Source organism: Arthrobacter sp. S2(2024) (assembly GCF_036662515.1).
In the GTDB taxonomy this organism is placed as follows: domain Bacteria; phylum Actinomycetota; class Actinomycetes; order Actinomycetales; family Micrococcaceae; genus Arthrobacter.
Window position 1 is genome coordinate 186,211 of record NZ_JAYKZI010000002.1, and the last position, 19,250, is coordinate 205,460.

Annotated in this window: 18 protein-coding genes; 10 read left to right on the top strand and 8 right to left on the bottom strand. The window is 64.1% G+C overall.

Going from position 1 to position 19,250, the window contains the following annotated elements; all coding sequences use genetic code 11:
* Positions 1 to 61 precede the first annotated feature (61 nt).
* Positions 62 to 1,150: a PLP-dependent cysteine synthase family protein gene (locus VLA65_RS04545; RefSeq protein WP_332601907.1), complete on the top strand. Its 1,089-nt coding sequence runs from the start codon at positions 62 to 64 to the stop codon at positions 1,148 to 1,150.
* Between the two features lie 15 nt (positions 1,151 to 1,165).
* Here the strand turns inward: VLA65_RS04545 and VLA65_RS04550 are convergent, their stop codons facing one another.
* Positions 1,166 to 1,822, bottom strand: coding sequence for an MBL fold metallo-hydrolase (locus VLA65_RS04550; RefSeq protein ID WP_332601908.1), 657 nt, complete (start codon positions 1,820 to 1,822; stop codon positions 1,166 to 1,168).
* Between the two features lie 108 nt (positions 1,823 to 1,930).
* On the opposite strand from VLA65_RS04550, the gene VLA65_RS04555 reads away from it, so the two are divergent.
* Entirely contained in the window at positions 1,931 to 2,413 is a 483-nt protein-coding gene (locus VLA65_RS04555) for a Fur family transcriptional regulator (protein ID WP_284988432.1), read from the top strand.
* Here the strand turns inward: VLA65_RS04555 and VLA65_RS04560 are convergent.
* The 5 genes from VLA65_RS04560 to VLA65_RS04580 form a co-directional block, all read right to left on the bottom strand.
* Entirely contained in the window at positions 2,410 to 3,327 is a 918-nt protein-coding gene (locus tag VLA65_RS04560; RefSeq protein ID WP_332601909.1) for a metal ABC transporter permease, read from the bottom strand. The genes VLA65_RS04555 and VLA65_RS04560 overlap by 4 nt on opposite strands.
* Positions 3,328 to 4,161, bottom strand: coding sequence for a metal ABC transporter ATP-binding protein (locus VLA65_RS04565; RefSeq protein WP_370872698.1), 834 nt, complete (start codon positions 4,159 to 4,161; stop codon positions 3,328 to 3,330).
* Between the two features lie 119 nt (positions 4,162 to 4,280).
* Positions 4,281 to 5,273: a metal ABC transporter solute-binding protein, Zn/Mn family gene (locus tag VLA65_RS04570; RefSeq protein WP_307053592.1), complete on the bottom strand. Its 993-nt coding sequence runs from the start codon at positions 5,271 to 5,273 to the stop codon at positions 4,281 to 4,283.
* Between the two features lie 95 nt (positions 5,274 to 5,368).
* Positions 5,369 to 6,439: a hemolysin family protein gene (locus VLA65_RS04575; RefSeq protein ID WP_059387599.1), complete on the bottom strand. Its 1,071-nt coding sequence runs from the start codon at positions 6,437 to 6,439 to the stop codon at positions 5,369 to 5,371.
* Positions 6,436 to 7,908 (bottom strand): hemolysin family protein, encoded by a 1,473-nt coding sequence (locus VLA65_RS04580; protein WP_307053591.1) that lies wholly within the window; start codon positions 7,906 to 7,908, stop codon positions 6,436 to 6,438. Before VLA65_RS04580 ends, VLA65_RS04575 begins: the two co-directional genes overlap by 4 nt.
* Positions 7,909 to 8,451: 543 nt before the next feature.
* Here VLA65_RS04580 and VLA65_RS04585 point away from each other — a divergent pair.
* From VLA65_RS04585 to VLA65_RS21975, 5 genes are all read left to right on the top strand, one after another.
* The gene (locus tag VLA65_RS04585) at positions 8,452 to 12,264 is read left to right on the top strand and encodes a multifunctional oxoglutarate decarboxylase/oxoglutarate dehydrogenase thiamine pyrophosphate-binding subunit/dihydrolipoyllysine-residue succinyltransferase subunit (RefSeq protein ID WP_284988436.1); all 3,813 of its coding nucleotides are present in this window, start codon (positions 8,452 to 8,454) and stop codon (positions 12,262 to 12,264) included.
* A 143-nt stretch (positions 12,265 to 12,407) separates the two neighbouring features.
* Positions 12,408 to 13,007: a GDSL-type esterase/lipase family protein gene (locus VLA65_RS04590; RefSeq protein WP_059387597.1), complete on the top strand. Its 600-nt coding sequence runs from the start codon at positions 12,408 to 12,410 to the stop codon at positions 13,005 to 13,007.
* Between the two features lie 119 nt (positions 13,008 to 13,126).
* Positions 13,127 to 13,975 (top strand): DUF4097 family beta strand repeat-containing protein, encoded by an 849-nt coding sequence (locus VLA65_RS04595; RefSeq protein WP_332601910.1) that lies wholly within the window; start codon positions 13,127 to 13,129, stop codon positions 13,973 to 13,975.
* On the top strand, positions 13,975 to 14,589 hold the full coding sequence (locus VLA65_RS04600; RefSeq protein ID WP_059387595.1) for a PadR family transcriptional regulator: 615 nt from the start codon (positions 13,975 to 13,977) through the stop codon (positions 14,587 to 14,589). The genes VLA65_RS04595 and VLA65_RS04600 overlap by 1 nt, the downstream gene beginning before the upstream one ends.
* Before the next feature lie 109 nt (positions 14,590 to 14,698).
* Positions 14,699 to 14,773 (top strand): 50S ribosomal protein bL37, encoded by a 75-nt coding sequence (locus VLA65_RS21975; protein WP_369299106.1) that lies wholly within the window; start codon positions 14,699 to 14,701, stop codon positions 14,771 to 14,773.
* A 79-nt stretch (positions 14,774 to 14,852) separates the two neighbouring features.
* On the opposite strand, the gene rsrA is transcribed toward VLA65_RS21975, so the two are convergent.
* Complete coding sequence (gene rsrA / locus VLA65_RS04605; protein ID WP_028264789.1) at positions 14,853 to 15,110, bottom strand: mycothiol system anti-sigma-R factor; 258 nt, start codon at positions 15,108 to 15,110, stop codon at positions 14,853 to 14,855.
* Positions 15,107 to 15,946 (bottom strand): sigma-70 family RNA polymerase sigma factor, encoded by an 840-nt coding sequence (locus tag VLA65_RS04610; RefSeq protein WP_059387594.1) that lies wholly within the window; start codon positions 15,944 to 15,946, stop codon positions 15,107 to 15,109. The genes rsrA and VLA65_RS04610 overlap by 4 nt, the downstream gene beginning before the upstream one ends.
* 217 nt (positions 15,947 to 16,163) lie before the next feature.
* On the opposite strand from VLA65_RS04610, the gene VLA65_RS04615 reads away from it, so the two are divergent.
* From VLA65_RS04615 to rsgA, 3 genes are read left to right on the top strand one after another with little or no spacing between them, the layout of a single operon-like run.
* Entirely contained in the window at positions 16,164 to 16,679 is a 516-nt protein-coding gene (locus VLA65_RS04615) for a DoxX family protein (RefSeq protein ID WP_059387593.1), read from the top strand.
* A gap of 6 nt (positions 16,680 to 16,685) precedes the next feature.
* The gene (aroA, locus tag VLA65_RS04620; RefSeq protein WP_332601911.1) at positions 16,686 to 18,080 is read left to right on the top strand and encodes a 3-phosphoshikimate 1-carboxyvinyltransferase; all 1,395 of its coding nucleotides are present in this window, start codon (positions 16,686 to 16,688) and stop codon (positions 18,078 to 18,080) included.
* A 2-nt stretch (positions 18,081 to 18,082) separates the two neighbouring features.
* Entirely contained in the window at positions 18,083 to 19,198 is a 1,116-nt protein-coding gene (gene rsgA, locus VLA65_RS04625; RefSeq protein ID WP_284988440.1) for a ribosome small subunit-dependent GTPase A, read from the top strand.
* Positions 19,199 to 19,250 lie beyond the last annotated feature (52 nt).

Genomic DNA, 19,250 nt, shown 5'->3' on the forward strand with positions numbered 1-19,250 from the left:
CAGCTGCCGACCGGCTACCAGCCTATCCTTGGGCGGCAGCCTCCGCCGGTAGGCTGGATCGGTGAGCACTCTACGCAACCAGGACCGGGCATGGGCCAGCGAGGCAATCCGACGAATCGAAGCCGAGAACAACCGCTCGGCGGATACGCACCTCTACGCAGTGCCGCTCCCCGAACACTGGGGTGTCCAGCTCTACCTCAAGGACGAGTCCACGCACCGTTCGGGCAGCCTCAAGCATCGCTTGGCCCGCTCGCTCTTCCTCTACGGCCTGGTCAATGGATGGATCACGGAAGGGACCACCATCGTGGAGGCTTCCAGCGGGAGTACCGCCGTGTCCGAGGCGTACTTCGCCAGGCTGATCGGACTTCCCTTCATCGCCGTGATGACCCGGACCACCAGCCCGGAAAAGATCGCCCTCATCGAAGAGTTCGGTGGCGCCTGCCTCCTCGTGGATCACGCCTCTGAGGTCTACGCATTGGCCGAGGAGGTTGCCCGGACGTCCGGCGGTTACTACATGGACCAATTCACCTTTGCTGAGCGCGCCACCGACTGGCGCGGCAACAACAACATTGCGGAATCGATTTTCGAGCAACTCGCCCTCGAAGAACATCCGGTGCCCGAGTGGATCGTGGTGGGCGCCGGCACCGGCGGCACCAGCGCCACGATCGGCCGGTACCTGCGGTACCACTGCCACTCAACGCGGCTGGCCGTGGTCGATCCTGAAAATTCCGCGTTCTACCCCGGCTGGCGCGACGGCGTCTCGGACTACTCGACGGGAATGCCATCCAGGATCGAAGGCATCGGACGGCCGCGCATGGAACCCAGCTTCGTCCCGGCCGTCATCGACACCATGATCCAGGTCCCCGATGCCGCTTCTGTGGCCGCCATGCGGCACCTGCGCAGGCTGGCCGGGCTGCACGCCGGGCCCTCCACGGGAACCAACCTGTGGGGTGTTTGCCAACTGATTGCCGAGATGGTGGCCCAGGGAAAGCGCGGCAGCATCGTGTCACTCATGTGCGACGCCGGTGATCGCTACGCGGGCAGCTACTACAATCCGGACTGGCTCGCTGAGCGCGGCCTGGATCCCGCCCCATACGAGGCCGTACTGGCCGACTTCTTCGAGACGGGTACGTGGCCAGGCAGCATGTAGGCGGCGCAGACTGAGCTAGACCTCCACGGACTCGAGCGGCGACAACCTCGCATAGCGGGTACCGTACTTCGCACCGATCCGGGTTACGTGGCCTTCCACCAAACCGCGTCCGAGTTCATTGAGCAGGCCATCGTGGACCGGGTAGGCCTGGGGTGCGCGGACCGCGATCACGAAGTCAACCACTTCGCCCACCTTTGACCACGGCGCGTGGATGGGCACCAGCAGGGTTTGCACGTCGATGCCATCGGGGACGACGAATGAGTCCCCGGGGTGGAAGACATTTTCGTCCACGAGGTAGCCGATGTTGGCCACCACCGGAATCTGCGGGTGGATGAGGGCATGCTGCCCTCCGAAGGCACGGATCGCGAAACCACCGGCTTCAAAAGAGGTGCCGGGTTCGACGGCGTGTACACGCTCGCCGTCGTCGCCCGCCTTCTCGGCAAGTCGGGACGCGACACCGGAGGGTGCGTGCACCTGCAGCCCTGGGTTTCCCTTGAGGGCTCCGACGACGGCGTCCACGTCCACGTGGTCGGCGTGCTCATGGGTGATCAGCACCGCGTGGGCGCCTGCGAGCGCTTCCTCGGACTCGGAAAAAGTCCCGGGGTCGATCACAAGGACCTGGCTGTCCTTTTGCAGGCGGACACAAGCGTGGGTGAACTTGGTGAGCTTCATGGAGCCAGCCTAGGACGGGCCTCCAATGGTGTCCACGAACCGGCGTCCGAGCGTGGCCTGCTGGTAACGTTGGTACTTGCGAACAACCACATCGAAATGAGTCCACGAATGTCACAGGGCGCCCATGCCGCCACGTCCGGGCCCACAGCCCGGTCGCTTCCGGATGCCAAGGATCCCGCCGTCAAAGAGCAGCGCGTCACCAAGCAACGCCTGGCCGTCAGCGCCGCCCTGGACGAACTCGACGATTTCGTGAGCACCCAGGAACTGTACCGGCTGCTCCAGAACCAAGGCGTCTCGGTGTCCCTGGCCACGGCGTACCGCATCCTGCAGTCACTTGCCGACGACGGCCTGATCGATGTTCTGAGAAACGCCGATGGCGAAGCCGTCTACCGCCGCTGCGCGGTCACAGGCCACCACCACCATTTGCTGTGCCGCAATTGCGGCAAGGCCGTCGAAGTGGAAGCTCCGGCGGTGGAGACGTGGGCAGCCCGGGTGGCTGCCGAGAACGGCTACACCGAAGTGGCGCACACGGTGGAGATTTTCGGGCTCTGCCCTGAGTGCACTGCCAAGAAGGCCGCGGGCCTGCTCTAGCCGGCTACCGCCTGGTCTTCCACTGCCTGGCCCATGGCAGCGTGGGGACGGACGATCCGGCCGTTGTTCCCGCGTTTGGCGCGCACGTTGCCGATGACCCGGCACACCACATAGATCAGGAACGACAACGTGGTGACATAGGGGCTGATGGGAATCCTGCTGCCGAGCGCCAGGAGGATGCCGCCCACAGTCGCTGTGATTGCAAAGACCACGCTCAACAAGACCACGAGCCGCGGCGAAGTGGTCACGCGAAGGGCAGCGGCAGCGGGCGTGATCAGCAAGGCCAGCACCAGAAGCGCGCCGACTATCTGGATGGACAAGGCAACGCTGACGCCGAGCAACACCATGAAGGCAATTGCCAGGCCGCGGACAGGCACTCCCCTGGCTTCCGCCATCTCAGGATCCACACTGGCGAAGCTGAGCGGGCGCCATATCGCGGCCAGAGCGAGCATGACCACCACGGCCGTGCCTGCCAGGACCTGGAGCTGGACAGTGTCCACTGAGACGATCTGGCCGGTCAGTAGCCCGAACTTGTTGGCCGCCCGGCCTTGGTAGAGGGCCAGGAACAAGATGCCCAGGCCTAGCCCGAACGGCATGATGACGCCAATGATCGAGTTCTTGTCCCGCGCCCGGACGCCCATGAGTCCCAGAAGCAGCGCAGCCGAAACGGATCCCGCGAGCGAACCGAAAATGATGTCCGCCCCGATAAGCAGGGCAAAGGAGGCACCGGCGAAGGACAACTCCGAAATGCCGTGCACCGCGAAGGCGAGGTCCCGCTTCATGACAAAAGTGCCTATGAGCCCGCCGAGCAGGCCAAGGACCGCACCGGCCCAGATGGAATTCTGGACCAGGGCCAGCAGTTCGCCATAGTTTTCAAAGTTGAAGATGGTGTGCAGGATGCTTCCGAGATCCATTTAGTGACCTTCCTCCACACCGGCGTGGGCGTCATCGTGGTAGTGCGTCGTCGCGTCCGGAAGGCCGACGACGACGATCCTGCCGTTCGCGCGGATGACCTCAACGCGGCTGTTGTACAGCTCGGACAGGACCTCGGTGGTCATGACCTCTTCCGGTGTTCCCACGCGGAACCTGCCGCCGGCAAGGTAGAGGACGCGGTCTACGTAGTCGATGACCGGGTTGATCTCGTGCGTCACGAACACCACGGCGCTGTTCCGCTCGTGGCATTGCTGGTTGATGAGGGCACTTACGGCCTGCTGGTGGTGCAGGTCCAAAGACAGCAGCGGTTCGTCGCAGAGCAGGAGTTCAGGCTCCGCGGCAAGGGCTTGTGCAACCCGGAGCCTCTGTTGCTCGCCACCGGACAATTGGCCAAGCGGTACGCGGGCGTAGTCACTCGCCCCCACCAAGTCCAGGAGGGCGTCGACGCGCTCATTGACGGCCTTGGCCTTGATCCGCAGGCCCCAACGGTGGCCGTCGACGCCGAGGGCCACGAGGTCCCTGGCGCGCAAGGGCGTATCCGGAGCAAAGGACTTCTGCTGCGGGATATAGCCGATTTTCCGGCTGCCACGTTCCACGGCCTGTCCGGCCACGGTCACCGTCCCCGAGTGAAGCTGCTGCAAACCGAGGAGGACTTTGAGGAAGCTGGTCTTGCCGCTGCCGTTGGGGCCGAGCACAGCGAAGAACTCACCCGCCTGGATGTCCACGTCGAGGTCCTTCCAGAGGGCCCGTTGGCCAAACTGGAGGCCCGCGCCGCGAAGGCTCACTACCGGTGTCAAAAAGAATCCTCGATCCATGGGGTTCGCGAAGAGATGTCGCTGCCGGCCTGCACTTGGATGAACAGGGAGGGCCCCGCAGCCGCCCTGTATATCTTAGGACGATTGCGGGGCCCGTCTGTTCGTATCTGCATAGGCCTTTACTTGTTCAGGGCAGCAGCAACGTTGCCCACATTGTCCGTCATCCAGGCAACGTAGTCCTTGCCCTCGGGAAGTGTCTCGGTAAAACCGATCACCGGGACGCCGGCAGCAGTTGCCGCGGCCTTCAGCTTTTCCGTCTCAGCGCTGGCGGTCTGCTCGTTGTACGCGAGGAAGCGAACCGACTTCGAGGAAATCAGATCGCTCGTTTCCTTGACCGCTGCCGGCGGAACGTCCGAGCCGACCTCAATGGCGTGGCTGAATTCCTCGGGCGTCTTGTTCTCCAAGCCCGCAGCCTCAAGCAAGTACCCCGGTACGGGCTCTGTAACCGCTACCGGAGCGGAACCCTTGGAAGCCTTGATCGCTGCGACTTTGGCGCTGAGTCCGGTCAGCGAAGACTTGAACTTGTCGGCATTGGCGGTGAAGGTCTTGGCATCGGCGGGGTTCAGGCTTCCGAGCTTCGCAGCGATAGCATCGGCCACTTTCGCCATCGCGTCGAAGTTGTACCAGACGTGCTCGTTGAACCCTTCCGGCACCGCTGAGGGAGATGTGCCGGCCGTGGCCGCGGGAAGGAGCCCGGAGACGTTGACGGCGGTAAGGGTCTTGTCCGCCGCGACCTTGCTGTCATCGGCCAGCTTGCTGAAGAAGTCGTCGTAGCCCGCGCCGTTGTCGATCACCAATTGGGCCTTGGAGACGGCCAGCTTGTCCTGGGTGCTTGCCTCGTAGGAGTGCGGATCCTGGCTGGTCTTGCTGATGATGGAGGTGACTGACACTTTGTCACCGCCGACGCTCTTGGCGATGTCGCCGTACACGCTGGTGGAGGCCACCACGTCGATCACCCCGGAGGGCGACGACGGCGCCGTCGCGGCGGGTGCCGCGCATGCGGAAAGCAGGACTGCCAGGCCCGCGGAAGCGGCAAGCGAAAGGCGGGCGGCAAGGGAAAGGCGGGCGGCGGCACGACGCACGGAAAACCTCGGATCTACCGAATCAAGCACAACAGGGGACTCCATGAGTGTACCCGCAAATGGGAATGATTCCTATTTAGAATTTTGGGCGGCTCCTGCCGGCCCCGTTGGAGGCCAGCAGGAGGTTACGCTGATTCCGTTCCGCCCAGCCGTCGGATTCCCCTGGCCTGGGTGGCGTCGCGGATCTCGCCCACAAGCTGTTCGATGACGTCTTCCAGGAACAACACCCCCAGAGTCGCACCGCCCGTCCCCACCACGCGACCCAGGTGCGAGCCGGTCCGCTGCATCACGGCCATGGCATCTTCAATCTCGTCCTCCGGTGCGAGGTTCACGAGGGACCGGATCCGGCTTTCCGCGATCGGATAGCGGCGCCCTTCCTCGGGAATGGAAAGCACATCCTTGATGTGAAGGTAGCCGGTCAGCTCACCGTCGTCGTCCAACACGGGGAAGCGTGAGAAACCGGTGCGGCTGACCGCTTTCTCGAGTTGCCGCGGCGTCGAGCCAGGCTTGAGCGTGACGAGTTTGTCCAGCGGCACCATGATGTGCGCAGCGGTGTGCTCGGAAAACTCCAAAGCGCCGCTCAGCAGGCCGGCGTCGTCGTCCACCAGCCCGTGACGGGTCGATTCCTGCACGATGGACTGCACTTCCTCGAGGGTAAAGGAGGAGGTCACCTCGTCCTTGGGCTCGATCTTCATCAAGCGAAGGATGCGGTTGGCCAGCCAGTTCAGCGTCCAGATGACGGGCTTCACGAAGCGGGCCACGTGGACCAACGGCGGCGCCAGAAGCAAAGCCGCCTTGTCTGCGACCGAAACAGAGATGTTCTTGGGGACCATCTCGCCAAAGGTGACATGCAGGAAGGTGACCGCGAGCAAGGCAACCGCAAACGCGATGACATCCGCCAATTCAACCGGGACGCCCACGGACTCCAGCGGTGCCCCCAGCAAATGGTGGATGGCAGGCTCGGCCACGAGGAGAATCAGCAAAGAACACACCGTGATGCCAAGCTGGGCACACGCCAACATCAGCGAGACGTGTTCCATCGCATAGAGGGTGGTCTGCGCGCGCTTTGACCCGCGTTGGGCCAAAGGCTCGATCTGGCTGCGGCGCGCAGACATTACGGCAAACTCGGCGCCGACAAAGAAGGCGTTGCCGATCAACAGCACCACGAGCCACAGGATTCCTGCCCAGTCGCTCATGCGGCACGTCCTTTACGGCTGGTTTTGGCCACGGGGTTGCCTACGGCATCGCCTGCAGAACCGCCGGACCCCTTGCTCAACCGCTTGCTGGCCTGCTTCCTGCTTTGCCATCCGTTCGAATCGCTTTCCGCTGTGCCAATTTCGGTGCCTTCGTCGTCGTCGGCGTCACCGTCGGGCGCCGTGGGGTGGAAACAAATGCGGTCGATCCGGCGGCCGTCCATCCGGGTGACGGCCAGCGTGCCGCCGCCGGCCTCGACGACGTCGCCGACCATCGCGATCCGGCCAAGTTGGCTCATGACGTAGCCACCCACGGTTTCGTAGGCGGGGTCGTCGGGAACCGTGAGGCCCGGGATCTGTTCACTGACCTCGTCCGGACGCAATAATCCGGGAAAATACCAATCCCCCGAGGCGCTCTGCAGCAATCCGGGCCGGACCCTGTCGTGCTCATCCGCCACCTCGCCGACGATTTCCTCCACCAGGTCCTCAAGGGTGGCGATCCCCGCAGTTCCGCCGTACTCGTCAAGCACGACGGCGAGTTGCAGGTTGCCCTCGCGGAGTTCCAAAAGCAGGGCGTCAAGATGGATGGTCTCGGGAACGCTCAGGACTTCGGACATGATGGCTCCGGCCTCCAGCCGGCTCCTGCGTTCCGACGGGACTGACACGGCTTTCTTGATGTGCACCACGCCCCGGATGTCATCGGCCGATTCGCCGATGACCGGGAAGCGCGAATACCCGGTCCGCCGGGCCGCTTCGATGATGTCCGACACGGGCTGGTCGGCGTCGATGGTTTCCATGCGGATGCGCGGGGTCATGACGTCGGCCGCCGTACGCGCCGAGAAATTCAAGGTCCGGGCAACAAAGTTGGCCGTCCCGGCGTCGAGGGTTCCCAGCTCTGCCGAACGGCGCACCAGGGAGGCCAGTTCAGAAGGCGAGCGCGCGCCAGAGATCTCCTCCTTGGCCTCGAGTCCCACAAGGTTGAGCACCTTGTTCGAGAAGCCATTGAGCACAATGATTGCGGGCTTGAACACGGCCGTGAACATCAGTTGCGGGCGGGCCAGCGCCCGGCCGAGCGGAAATGCCAAGGCCAGGGCCATGTTCTTGGGAACGAGTTCGCCGATCAGCATCGACAAGCCGGTAGCGAAGGCCATGGCCAGGATGAGCGACAAGGACTGGGCAGCAGCCTCAGGCAGCCCGGCCCAAAGAAGCGGTCCGTGCAAGAGGGAGCCGACCGATGGCTCCATGACGAAGCCGGTCAGCAAGGTGGTGAGGGTGATCCCCAATTGGCAGCTCGAGAGCTGGGTAGAAAGGGATCTGAGGCATCTGAGCAACGCCTCGGCGGCGTGGTCGCCGCCGTCGACCGCTCTTTGGACCGTTGACTGGTCGAGTGCCACGAGTGAGAACTCGACGGCTACAAAGAAGCCGGTGCCCAGAATCAGGAGCACGCCGGCGAGAAGGAAAAGCCACTCCATTAGAGGCCGCCGGATCGTGCGGAGGGCAGGAGCAGGGCACCAGGAGGGCTACAGGCTGGTTGGCCCGGCGGGGGTTGGTCGGACGCAGCGGATGAGCGATCCGCCGACCGGCCGGCCAGGAGATCCGGAGTGCGATGGGCATGTGTACGGGTATTGCCGGCTCGGCGGGTGCGCTGCGCGGAGATTGCCGAACGGCTTCCCCTGCAGCTCCCAGGCCGGCACCTAGAATTACTGTCCATAAGAATTCAAGTCTACAGTCCGGCCGAGACGCGGCTTCACGCGACTTCACCGGCCAGGGCCGGGCTCTGCGACGCAGCAAACGACCGGAAAATCCCGGGAAAGATGAGCCCCCTCCGGACGCAAAAGCCGGGCCATCCCGCCTTAAGCATGATTTAGGTCACCACTATTGGCAGATAGCCGCCGCTCGTCACTAGACTGGCTAGGGTCTGAGTTCGCGGGACCCGGACCCTGGCTCGCCTTGCACCCCCCTGCAGTTCCCCGGGCCAGCTGGAAATCAACACTCATGGAAGAGGCGTATTTCAAGTGCCAGAGCAGCCAAGCCACCGTCTACCCGAGGAATTTGGCGGAAACGAGTGGCTCGTTGACGAACTGTACGAGCGGTACCAACAGGACAAGAATTCGGTCGACGCCAAGTGGTGGCCGCTTTTCGAGTCCTTCGATACCGCTGACGGCACTTCTTCCAACGGAACATCAGCAGCCCCTGCCAACCCTCCCACTCGCGAAATTCCTGTCGTGGCACAGGCCGCCGCAACGGCAATGACGCCGGTCGCGCCCGTGGTTGCCCCGGCAGCTCCCCCCGCCGCCCCCGCACCTGTTCCGGCTGCTCCCGCGGCACCGGTCAAGAAGGCACCGGCCACTGTCGCCAAGGACGGCGCGCAGAAGCCATCCGACGGCAGCCAGTCCCAGCCGATCCCGGCACAGCTTCCCAAGAGCACCAAAGCTCCCACCCCGCCGGAAGAGGACGTCGTCTCCGTCCTCCGTGGTCCGGCCAAGGCCATTGCGTCCAACATGGTCATGAGCCTTGAGGTTCCTACCGCCACGAGCGTCAGGGCCGTTCCTGCCAAACTCCTGATCGACAACCGCGTTGTCATCAATTCCAACCTTGCCCGCGCCCGTGGCGGCAAGGTTTCCTTCACCCACCTCATCGGCTACGCAGTGGTCCGCGCATTGTCCCAGTTCCCGTCGATGAACGTGTACTACGACGAAGTGGATGGCAAGCCCGTTGCCGTGCAGCCCGCGCACGTCAACTTCGGCATCGCCATTGACATGCCCAAGCCCGATGGCACGCGCCTCCTGATGGTTCCCAACATCAAGAAGGCCGAAACGATGAACTTCGCGGAGTTCTGGCACACCTACGAAGACCTCATCAAGCGCGCGCGCAACGGCAAGCTCACGGCGGACGACCACGCCGGCACCACCGTGTCCCTGACAAACCCGGGCGGCATCGGCACCGTGCACTCCGTGCCCCGGCTCTCGAAGGGCCAGGCCGCCATCATCGGCGTCGGAGCCCTCGACTACCCGGCCGAGTGGCAAGGCGCGAGCGAGAAGATCATCGCCCAGAACGCCATCAGCAAGATCCTCACGCTGACGTCCACGTACGACCACCGCGTCATCCAGGGTGCCGGAAGCGGCGAGTTCCTCAAGCTCGTCCACCAGCTCCTCCTCGGTGCCCAGAACTTCTACGACGAGATCTTCGAAGCGCTGCGCATTCCCTACGAGCCCGTCCGTTGGAGCCCCGACCTCCAGGTCGACCCCGCTGACGAAATCAACAAGGTTGCCCGGATCCAGCAGTTGATCCACTCCTACCGGGTCCGCGGCCACCTCATGGCAGATACGAACCCCCTCGAATACGTCCAGCGCAAGCACCCGGACCTCGACGTGCTGACCTATGGCCTCACCCTGTGGGACCTGGACCGCGAGTGGCCCACCGGCGGATTCGGCGGCAAGCCGATGCTCAAGTTCCGCGACATCCTGGGCGTCCTCCGCGACGCTTACTGCCGCACTACGGGCATTGAGTACATGCACATCCAGGAACCCGAAGAACGCAAGTGGTTCCAGGACCAGGTGGAGCACCCGTACTCCAAGCCGAGCCGCGAAGAGCAACTGCGCATCGTATCCAAGCTCAACGCAGCAGAGGCCTTCGAAACCTTCCTGCAGACCAAGTTCGTGGGCCAGAAGCGATTCTCCCTCGAAGGCGGGGAATCCCTGATTCCGCTGCTGGACACCATCATTTCCGACGCCGCCGACGACGGACTCGACGAAGTCGCGATCGGCATGGCCCACCGTGGCCGCCTCAACGTGCTCACCAACATCGCGGGCAAGACGTACGCCCAGGTGTTCCGCGAGTTCGAAGGCACCCAGGACCCCCGCTCGGTGCAGGGCTCGGGCGACGTCAAGTACCACCTCGGCACCGAGGGCACGTTCACGTCGGACAACGGCAATGAGACCAAGGTCTACCTCGCCGCCAACCCGTCCCACCTCGAAGCGGTTGACTCCGTGCTTGAAGGCATTGTCCGGGCCAAGCAGGACCGGCTGGACCAGGGCGAGGCGTTCCCCGTGCTGCCCATCATGGTCCACGGCGACGCCGCGTTTGCAGGCCAGGGCGTTGTCGCGGAAACGCTCAACTTGTCCCAGCTGCGCGGTTACCGCACCGGTGGAACCATCCACATCATCGTGAACAACCAGGTCGGCTTCACCACCGCACCGTCGTCGTCGCGCTCTTCGACGTACTCCACCGACGTGGCCAAGATGATCCAGGCTCCGGTCTTCCATGTGAACGGCGACGACCCCGAGGCCGTGGTGCGCATCGCGCAGTTGGCCTACGAGTTCCGCCAGCGATTCCACAAGGACGTCATTGTGGACATGGTGTGCTACCGCCGCCGTGGACACAACGAGGGCGACGACCCCTCGATGACGCAGCCGCTCATGTACAACCTCATCGAAGCCAAGCGCTCCGTCCGCAAGCTCTACACGGAATCCCTCATCGGCCGTGGCGACATCACCGAGGACGAAGCCGAACAGTTGCTGCGCGACTACCAGGAACGCCTCGAACGCGTCTTCGCGGAGACCCACGCCGCACAGACTTCGCCTATCCCGATCATCACGGCGGATTCCGCCGCGGTGTCGGACATCGAGCGTCCCATCGCCCAGCAGGCGGACTTCGGCACCAACGCGCCGGCCACCACCGCCATTTCAGCCGAAATGCTGCAGCGGATCGGCCAGGCGCACCTCGATATTCCGGAAGGCTTCACGGTCCACTCCAAGCTCAAGCAGCTCTTGGAGAAGCGTGAGCAGATGTCCCGCGAAGGCGGCATCGACTGGGGCTTCGGCGAGATCGCGGCCTTTGGTTCGCTCGTCATGGAGGGCGTCCCCGTCCGCCTCGCCGGCCAAGACTCCCGCCGCGGCACGTTCGTTCAGCGTCACGCCGTGTTCCACGACCGCGCCAACGGCAGCGAATGGATGCCGCTGGGCAACCTGAGCGGGGATCAGGCCAAGCTGTGGATCTACGACTCCTTGTTGTCCGAATACGCGGCCATGGGCTTCGAGTACGGCTACTCCGTGGAACGCCCGGACGCCTTGGTGCTGTGGGAGGCCCAGTTCGGTGACTTCGTCAACGGTGCACAGACCATCATCGACGAATTCATCTCCTCGGCCGAGCAAAAGTGGGGCCAGCGTTCCTCGCTCGTGCTCATGCTGCCCCACGGGTACGAAGGCCAGGGACCGGACCACTCGTCCGCACGCATCGAGCGCTTCCTGCAGCTTTGTGCCGAGGACAACATGATCGTGGCGAACCCCACCACGGCCGCCTCGCACTTCCACTTGTTGCGCCGGCAGGCTTACAGCCGTCCGCGCAAGCCGCTTATCATCTTCACTCCGAAGCAGCTTTTGCGCCTCAAGGGTGCGGCTTCAGCGGTGGAGGACTTCACCACGGGCGGCTTCAAGCCGGTCATCGGCGAACACGAGCCCCTTCAGGCACAGAGCGTTGACCGCGTGATCCTGGTTTCCGGCCGCCTGTACTACGATCTTCTGGCGAACCGGCAGAAGACCGGCGACACGTCGACTGCGATCATCCGCCTGGAGCAGCTGTACCCGCTGCCCCAGGCCCAGCTCGAGGCGGAACTGGCCAAGTACCCGAACGCCGACATCGTCTGGGCGCAGGACGAACCCGCCAACCAGGGTCCGTGGCCGTTCATCGGCTTGAACCTGCCGCAGGCACTGGACCGCAAGGTCCGGCTCGTTTCGCGTCCGGCATCGGCCTCTACGGCAGCCGGTTCGATGAAGCGCCACAGCGCTGAACAGGCCACGTTGCTCAAGCAGGCATTCGAACGCAAGTAACCCTCAAAAGAGAAGGCCGCCCGGCTGGAGGTTCAATACCCGCTTCCAGCCGGGCGGTTCTGTTTAATGGAACAAGTGCCCGGTGATCCAGCCGCCCGGCCGGGCACAGTGCAAGGACCGCAACGTTTGGTGAAGAGGTAACCGTGGAAGACAGGAAGCTGCGCATCGCAGCTGTTGGTGATGAACTACTCGCCGGGCTCGGTGACCCCAGGGCCTTGGGCTGGCTCGGAAGGGTTCTTGCGCGGACTCCCCAGGACTCCGTTCCCGTGGAGAGCTACTCGCTTCCCTGCCCCATGGAGGGCACGGAGGGCCTTGCGGCGCGCTGGCTCGACGAAGCCGGGAGACGCTTCAGCAACGTCCACGAAAACCGCCTCGTGATCGGTTTGTCCGGCCGCGACATCGAATTCGGTGTCTCCACGGCACGCAGCCGCCTCAATCTTGCCAATATCCTCGACGGGGCGTCCCAAAGCAACATCGAAGTATTCGTCGTCGGTCCACCACCCACGCTGGACCCGGCCAAGAACCGCCGGATCGCGGAACTCAATGCCGCATTTGCGGACGTCACCACCCGCCGCAACCACCACTACGTCGACACGTTCTCGCCGTTGCTCAACCACGAACAGTGGCGCACCGACCTCGCTGCGAATGGCGGCACCCCGGGCCAAGCGGGCTACGGGCTCATGGCCTGGCTCGTGTTGCACCGCGGCTGGTTCCAGTGGTTGAGGATCGCCCAGCCGGAATAGCCAGGGCCCGAGGCACCCCTCTCGCTTTCGGGACCCATTGCCAAGCGCGATATCGCGATATATCGTGAATTCATCAACGCGATATATCGCGACAATGGTAGCGCAGCAATGGAGGGGCCATGTCAGAAGAGAACTGGACCGTTACCGGTCCGCAGACCATCGACGTCGACGGCGTCCGCTCACTCAAGCTGGGGATCGTCAAGGGTCGCTTCGACGTCGTCACGCACGACGAGGCGACCACCAGGATCGAAGTCTCGGAGATCGACGGCGATCCGCTGAGCGTCAGCCTCATTGACGGCCGGCTCGAGGTCCGCCACCAGTTGCACGGCCCCCAGGGCTGGTTCCGCAACCTGATGGGGACCGTCAACAACACCAGCACCAACACGATCGTCATTAGCATCGCACTGCCAGCCGGCGTCGACGTCGAAGCAGGAACCGTGGGCGGCGACGGCATGGTGTCGGGAGTCACCGGCCATATCCGCCTCAACACGGTGTCCGGGTCAGTCCTCGCGGACGGCACGCGGGGCGAGCTTCACGTCAACACCGTGAGCGGCGAAGTCATCGCCCGAAACCACGACGGCGTCATGACCGCCAAGAGCGTCTCGGGCGAAGTCACGGCTTCGGGCCGTTTCAAGAACATCCGGGCCAATACTGTCAGCGGCGACCTCAGCTTCGACCTTCACGGCTACACCCAGGATTTCGGAGCCAACTCCATTTCAGGGGACCTCACTGTCCGCCTTCCGCATGACGTGGGCGTGGACATCGTGGCCAAGACGGCAAGTGGCACCGTGATGATCGATGACCAGCTCTATGCCCAGTCAGGTGGAAGGGTCCAGACCATCGTTGGCCCTGACGAGCGGCTCATGGTGGCACGCACCAATTCCGTGTCCGGAAAGACCTCCATCATCCATGGCAGTGCGCCAGCCCCCGGAACAACGCACTCAGCACCCGGAGAGGAGGAAGCCTGATGCCGCCCGTCTTTGCCCACGGAGCCCTCCGGCTTTACCTGCTGGCGCTCCTGGAATCAGGCCCCAAGCACGGCTACGAGCTCATCAAGGCCCTCGGCGAACGCTTCGGCGGGACCTACTCGCCCAGTGCCGGAACCATCTATCCGCGCCTTGGCAAACTCGAGGAAGAAGGACTCGTAGCCACCAGCAGCGACGGGCGCCGGACCAACTACTCCATCACCGCGGCCGGACTGGCCGAACTCAACAGCCGACGGCAGGAACTGGCCGACGTCGAGGACAACATCTCCGCCTCCGTGCGGCGCTTGGCCGACAATCTCCGAGACGACATCCGCAGCAACATGCGCGGCTTGCGTGCAGACCTGGCGGCGACTGCCGAAGCCGCGCGAGCCAATGCGAAGTCCGCGGACTTCCAGTCGTGGGCCGGAAGCTACTCTCCGGAGGGACACCGCATCCTGAAGGAAGCCGAAATGATGGTCCAGTCCTTCCGTGATGACATCCGGGTGGAGCTGCGACAGCACGCCGGCTCCAAGGCCCTGACTCCGGTCGCCCTTGAGACCGTGCGCACTGTCCTGGACCAGGCCAGGATCTCCATCCGGAATTCCCTGCGCGGCTGAGTCCCCCGATTCCCTCCGCGGTTGGCCGGCACGGTTCGCGGGGCGGCCCCGTGATGTGGGAGACTGGAGGGCAGCTTTATTGAGTATCAAGAATCTAAGGAGGCCAGCTATGAGCAAGCGTGCACGTAAGCGTCGTGACCGTAAGCGCGGCGGCGCAAACCACGGCAAGCGTCCCAACACCTAAGCCAGCGGCTTAGCGTAAGACTTAATGCGGAGGGCCCCGGAAACCATCAGGTTTCCGGGGCCCTTGCCGTTTGAGGCTGTTAGACGTCCACGGACTTCATAGCGTGGATCCTGTCCAGGATCGAGTTCTTGAGATTCTCAGGAGCCGCTTCCGTACAGGAGCGCTTGACCACGGTGCGAATGACGCACTCAAGGTCGTATTGCTCGGTGCACTCCGGGCAATCTTCCAGATGCACCTTGATCTCTGCGATGTCCTCGCGGGTCAACGCACCATCGAGGTACTCGTAGATACGCTGCATCCGAGCATCGTCGCAGTCGCCCAATCCTTGGCAGCTCATTTCCTTTTCTCCTGTTTTTTGCTTGTGGCCGCGCCCACGGCCAAGGCCTTTTCTTCCGCGCCGGCGCTGATTCCCCGTTCTGCGGCGTAGTCCGCCAGCAGATCGCGCAACATTTTCCTGCCGCGATGAAGCCGGGACATGACCGTGCCGATCGGGGTATTCATGATGTCTGATATTTCCTTGTAGGCGAAGCCTTCGACGTCAGCGAAGTACACCGCGAGCCGGAATTCCTCCGGAATGGACTGCAGGGCGCTCTTCACGTCCGAGTCCGGCAAATGGTCCAGTGCCTCCGCCTCCGCAGAACGCAGCCCCGCCGACGTATGGGACTCCGCCCGCGCCAGCTGCCAGTCTTCGATGGTGTCCGAATTCGACTGCAACGGTTCTCGCTGCCGCTTCCGGTAGAGGTTGATGTACGTATTGGTCAGGATGCGGTACAGCCACGCCTTGAGGTTGGTACCCGGCTTGTACTGGTGGAAGGCGGAGAAGGCCTTGGTGTAGGCCTCCTGGACCAGGTCCTCGGCGTCGGACGGATTCCTGGCCATGCGCATGGCGGCCGAATAAAGCTGGTCGACATACTGCATCGCGTCGCGTTCGAAGCGCGCCCTCCGTTGTTCGGGGGTCTCCGTTGCGAAGTCCACCGCAATCTCGACGTCGGACTCAACCGTCGCGTCGCCGTCGGACGTTGCGTCCGTGACTTCGGTCGCTGCCTTGTACATGGCCGCTGCGGCCGGATCCATGGTGCTCATTGCATCCAAGTCTACTGTCACCCTCCGGGAGTCCCCTGGCAGCTCCCGCCCAAGCGCCAAGTGTCCCTCGCGGTCCTTAACCAAGGCCAAAAAACCATCTCCACTCAAACGACATGACAAAGCGCGGCACCACACACACGCCACAATCCAAGGTCCAGCCCATACCGCACCTTCTTCTGACAACGGCAAGCTCCGGGCAAATATTCCGCAAAGATGCAAGACTAGATCCGACTGCACCCCGTGAACACCGCACCACTTGAACGCAGCACCACCTGAACACCGTGGCACGCCATCCAGGAGGCAAAACATGTCCCTCGTCCGTTTTCTCGCCAGGCCAATGTTGGCTTCCAGTTTTGTCGTCGCAGGGCTGGACAAGCTCAAGAACGCGGATGACACTGCCAAGCAGCTCTCTCCGCTGCTCCGCCGCGCTTCCGAGTCACTGCCTTTCCCGGCGGACGAGAAGACGCTGGCGAGGGTCATCGGCGGTGCGCAAGTGGGCGCCGGCGCCTTGCTGGCACTCGGCAAATGCTCCCGGTTCTCGGCAAGCGTGCTTGCCGGCATCTCGGTCCTGAACACTTTTGTCGAGTGGCGTTCTGCCGACATCAGCACCAAGGAAGGCCGGCTCGCCCGCCGCGCCCAGTTGCTCAAGAACATTTCGCTGACGGGTGGCGTTTTCCTCGCCGCCGTCGACACCGCGGGCAAACCAAGCCTCGCATGGCGTGCCGAACACCTCGCCATGGACGCCAAGAAGGCCACGGGCAAGCAGTTCAAGAAGACAGACCGTGCCGTCCGCAAGGCCGTAGACAACGCAGTTGGAGCATAAGGAAGCATGCCAGGATCCCCCGCCACGCAGACCGACGATTCAGGAAGCGCCACGCCGCCCGCACTCCCCCTGTGGCCGGCACCCTTCGCCAGCCACCCTGTGGATGCCACGGTCACGGTTCCCGGCTCGAAGTCGCTGACCAACCGTTATCTGGTCCTGGCGGCCTTGGCCAACGGCCCAAGCAGGCTGCGGGCACCCTTGCATTCGCGGGATTCCGCCTTGATGGTCGAGGCCTTGCGCCAGCTTGGCGCCACCATCACCGAAGTTCCCGGCGATGGACACTACGGCCCGGACCTTGAAGTCACCCCCATCGATCCCGCGGCCACGGCGTCGGAGACCGCCATCGACTGTGGCCTGGCCGGCACGGTCATGCGCTTTGTGCCGCCGCTCGCGGCCCTCCGCAACGGCGCTTCGGTGTTCGACGGCGACCCCCACGCACGCCAACGTCCCATGGGCACCATCATCGAAGCCCTCCGGACACTCGGAGTGGAAGTCAGCGGCCTCGACGGGCATACAGCGAACTCCCTCCCGTTCAAGGTTTCCGGCACAGGCTCTGTCCGCGGCGGCCACTTGGTGATCGACGCAAGCGCTTCGTCGCAGTTCGTCTCCGCCCTGTTGCTGGTCGGCGCCCGGTTCGATGAGGGCCTTCACCTCGAGCATGTCGGCAAGCCCGTGCCGAGCCTCGACCACATCAACATGACCGTCTCGGTCCTGCGCGGCGTCGGAGTGCAGGTGGATGACTCCGTGCCGAACCATTGGCGGGTCGCCCCCGGCACCATTCAGGCGTTCGACGAGAGGATCGAGCAGGACCTTTCCAACGCGGGTCCCTTCCTCGCCGCGGCGTTGGCCACGAAGGGAACCATCCGCATCCCCAACTGGCCGGCCAACACCACGCAAGTCGGGGACCTTTGGCGGGACATCCTCGCCACCATGGGTGCAACCGTCACGCTGGACAACGGCACACTGACGGTCACCGGCGGACCGGAAATCCTGGGAGCGGATTTCGACGAAACCAGCGAACTCGCTCCTACCGTAGCGGCATTGTGCGCCCTGGCAACCGGTCCTTCCCGGCTCACCGGCATCGCGCATTTGCGGGGACACGAAACGGACAGGCTGGCCGCGCTGGTCGCCGAGATCAACCGGCTCGGCGGCGACGCCGAGGAAACCAGCGACGGCCTGGTGATCCGGCCCGCAGCGCTGCACGCCGGCGTCGTGCACAGCTACGCCGACCACCGCATGGCTACTGCGGGCGCCATCCTGGGGCTCGCCGTCGAGGGTGTCCAGGTTGAAGACATCGCAACGACGTCAAAGACCATGCCGGAATTCCCGCACATCTGGGCGTCGATGCTCACTGCCGGCGCAGCTGCCGCGGACACCGTTTCAATGGAGACAAGCAACTGACGATGGCTCGCGACGCACGCTCCTGGGATGAGTCCGATGTCCGGATCCGCCCCAACAAGAAGGGCACACGACCCCGTACGAAGGACCGCCCCAGCCACGACGACGCCGTGATCGGGCGTATCATCACAGTCGACCGCGGGCGCTACACCGCGATCGTGGGCGAAAGCTCGGACAACGAGCGCATCGTCATCGCGGCCCGCGCCCGGGAGCTCCGTCGCTCCCCTGTGGTTCCCGGAGACTTCGTGGCGCTCGTCGGCGATGTGTCCGGAGCACCGGACACCCTCGCCCGCCTCGTGCGCGTCGAGGAGCGAAAGACCCTCCTGCGGCGAAGTGCCGATGACACGGATCCGATCGAGCGAGCCGTCGTCGCCAACGCCGACCAGCTCGTGGTGGTGGTTGCGGCAGCCAATCCGGAACCACGCACCGGATTCATCGACCGCGCCTTGGTGGCAGCGTACGACGCCGGAATCGAGCCGCTGCTGCTCGTCACCAAAGCAGATGTCAAGGATCCGACGGAACTACTCGCCAACTATGTGAGCCTCGGTTTCCCGATCATCATCAGCCGGACGGCCGACGCCGGCGCCTCCGGAATCGACGCCCGCTCCGACGACGGCCTGTCCGCCCGCCTCGACAGTGACGCCGTCGGCCAGTTGCGGGACTACCTCGACGGCAAGGTCACCGTCCTCCTGGGCCATTCCGGCGTCGGGAAGTCCACTATGGTGAACGCCCTCACCGGGGCCGAGCGCGCCACAGGCGGGGTCAACGCCGTGACGGGGCGCGGACGCCACACCTCGTCCTCTGCCCTCGCACTGAAGCTCAGCGACGCCCCTGGCGGAAGCTGGATCATCGATACGCCCGGCATCCGTTCTTTCGGCCTCGCCCACGTGAACCCGGACCGCATCCTGCACGCCTTCCCGGACCTGGAACCGGGGACGGAAAGGTGCGAGCGGGGTTGCAAGCACGATGCCTCCGCCGTTCGATGCGGGCTGGATTCCTGGGTCGCCGAAGGCCACGCGGGCGAGGCCGGCCCCGCCCGCCTCGCATCGCTCCGCAGGCTCCTTGGTGCGGACCCGCGCATGGAAGCCCAAGAGGCCAAGGAACTGGGTACGGTCAACTAACTCAGCGCATGCCGTCCTACCTCCCCGGCTCACCGGCGAATAGACGGTAGTT

What these genes read in the sequence shown, in the direction of transcription:
- VLA65_RS04550 (WP_332601908.1), bottom strand. Translation starts at nt 1,822, where the DNA reads ATGAAGCTCACCAAGTTCACCCACGCTTGTGTCCGCCTGCAAAAGGAC.
- VLA65_RS04555 (WP_284988432.1), top strand. Translation starts at nt 1,931, where the DNA reads ATGTCACAGGGCGCCCATGCCGCCACGTCCGGGCCCACAGCCCGGTCG.
- VLA65_RS04560 (WP_332601909.1), bottom strand. Translation starts at nt 3,327, where the DNA reads ATGGATCTCGGAAGCATCCTGCACACCATCTTCAACTTTGAAAACTAT.
- VLA65_RS04565 (WP_370872698.1), bottom strand. Translation starts at nt 4,161, where the DNA reads ATGGATCGAGGATTCTTTTTGACACCGGTAGTGAGCCTTCGCGGCGCG.
- VLA65_RS04575 (WP_059387599.1), bottom strand. Translation starts at nt 6,439, where the DNA reads ATGAGCGACTGGGCAGGAATCCTGTGGCTCGTGGTGCTGTTGATCGGC.
- VLA65_RS04580 (WP_307053591.1), bottom strand. Translation starts at nt 7,908, where the DNA reads ATGGAGTGGCTTTTCCTTCTCGCCGGCGTGCTCCTGATTCTGGGCACC.
- VLA65_RS04595 (WP_332601910.1), top strand. Translation starts at nt 13,127, where the DNA reads ATGTCAGAAGAGAACTGGACCGTTACCGGTCCGCAGACCATCGACGTC.
- VLA65_RS04600 (WP_059387595.1), top strand. Translation starts at nt 13,975, where the DNA reads ATGCCGCCCGTCTTTGCCCACGGAGCCCTCCGGCTTTACCTGCTGGCG.
- rsrA (WP_028264789.1), bottom strand. Translation starts at nt 15,110, where the DNA reads ATGAGCTGCCAAGGATTGGGCGACTGCGACGATGCTCGGATGCAGCGT.
- VLA65_RS04615 (WP_059387593.1), top strand. Translation starts at nt 16,164, where the DNA reads ATGTCCCTCGTCCGTTTTCTCGCCAGGCCAATGTTGGCTTCCAGTTTT.
- aroA (WP_332601911.1), top strand. Translation starts at nt 16,686, where the DNA reads ATGCCAGGATCCCCCGCCACGCAGACCGACGATTCAGGAAGCGCCACG.
- rsgA (WP_284988440.1), top strand. Translation starts at nt 18,083, where the DNA reads ATGGCTCGCGACGCACGCTCCTGGGATGAGTCCGATGTCCGGATCCGC.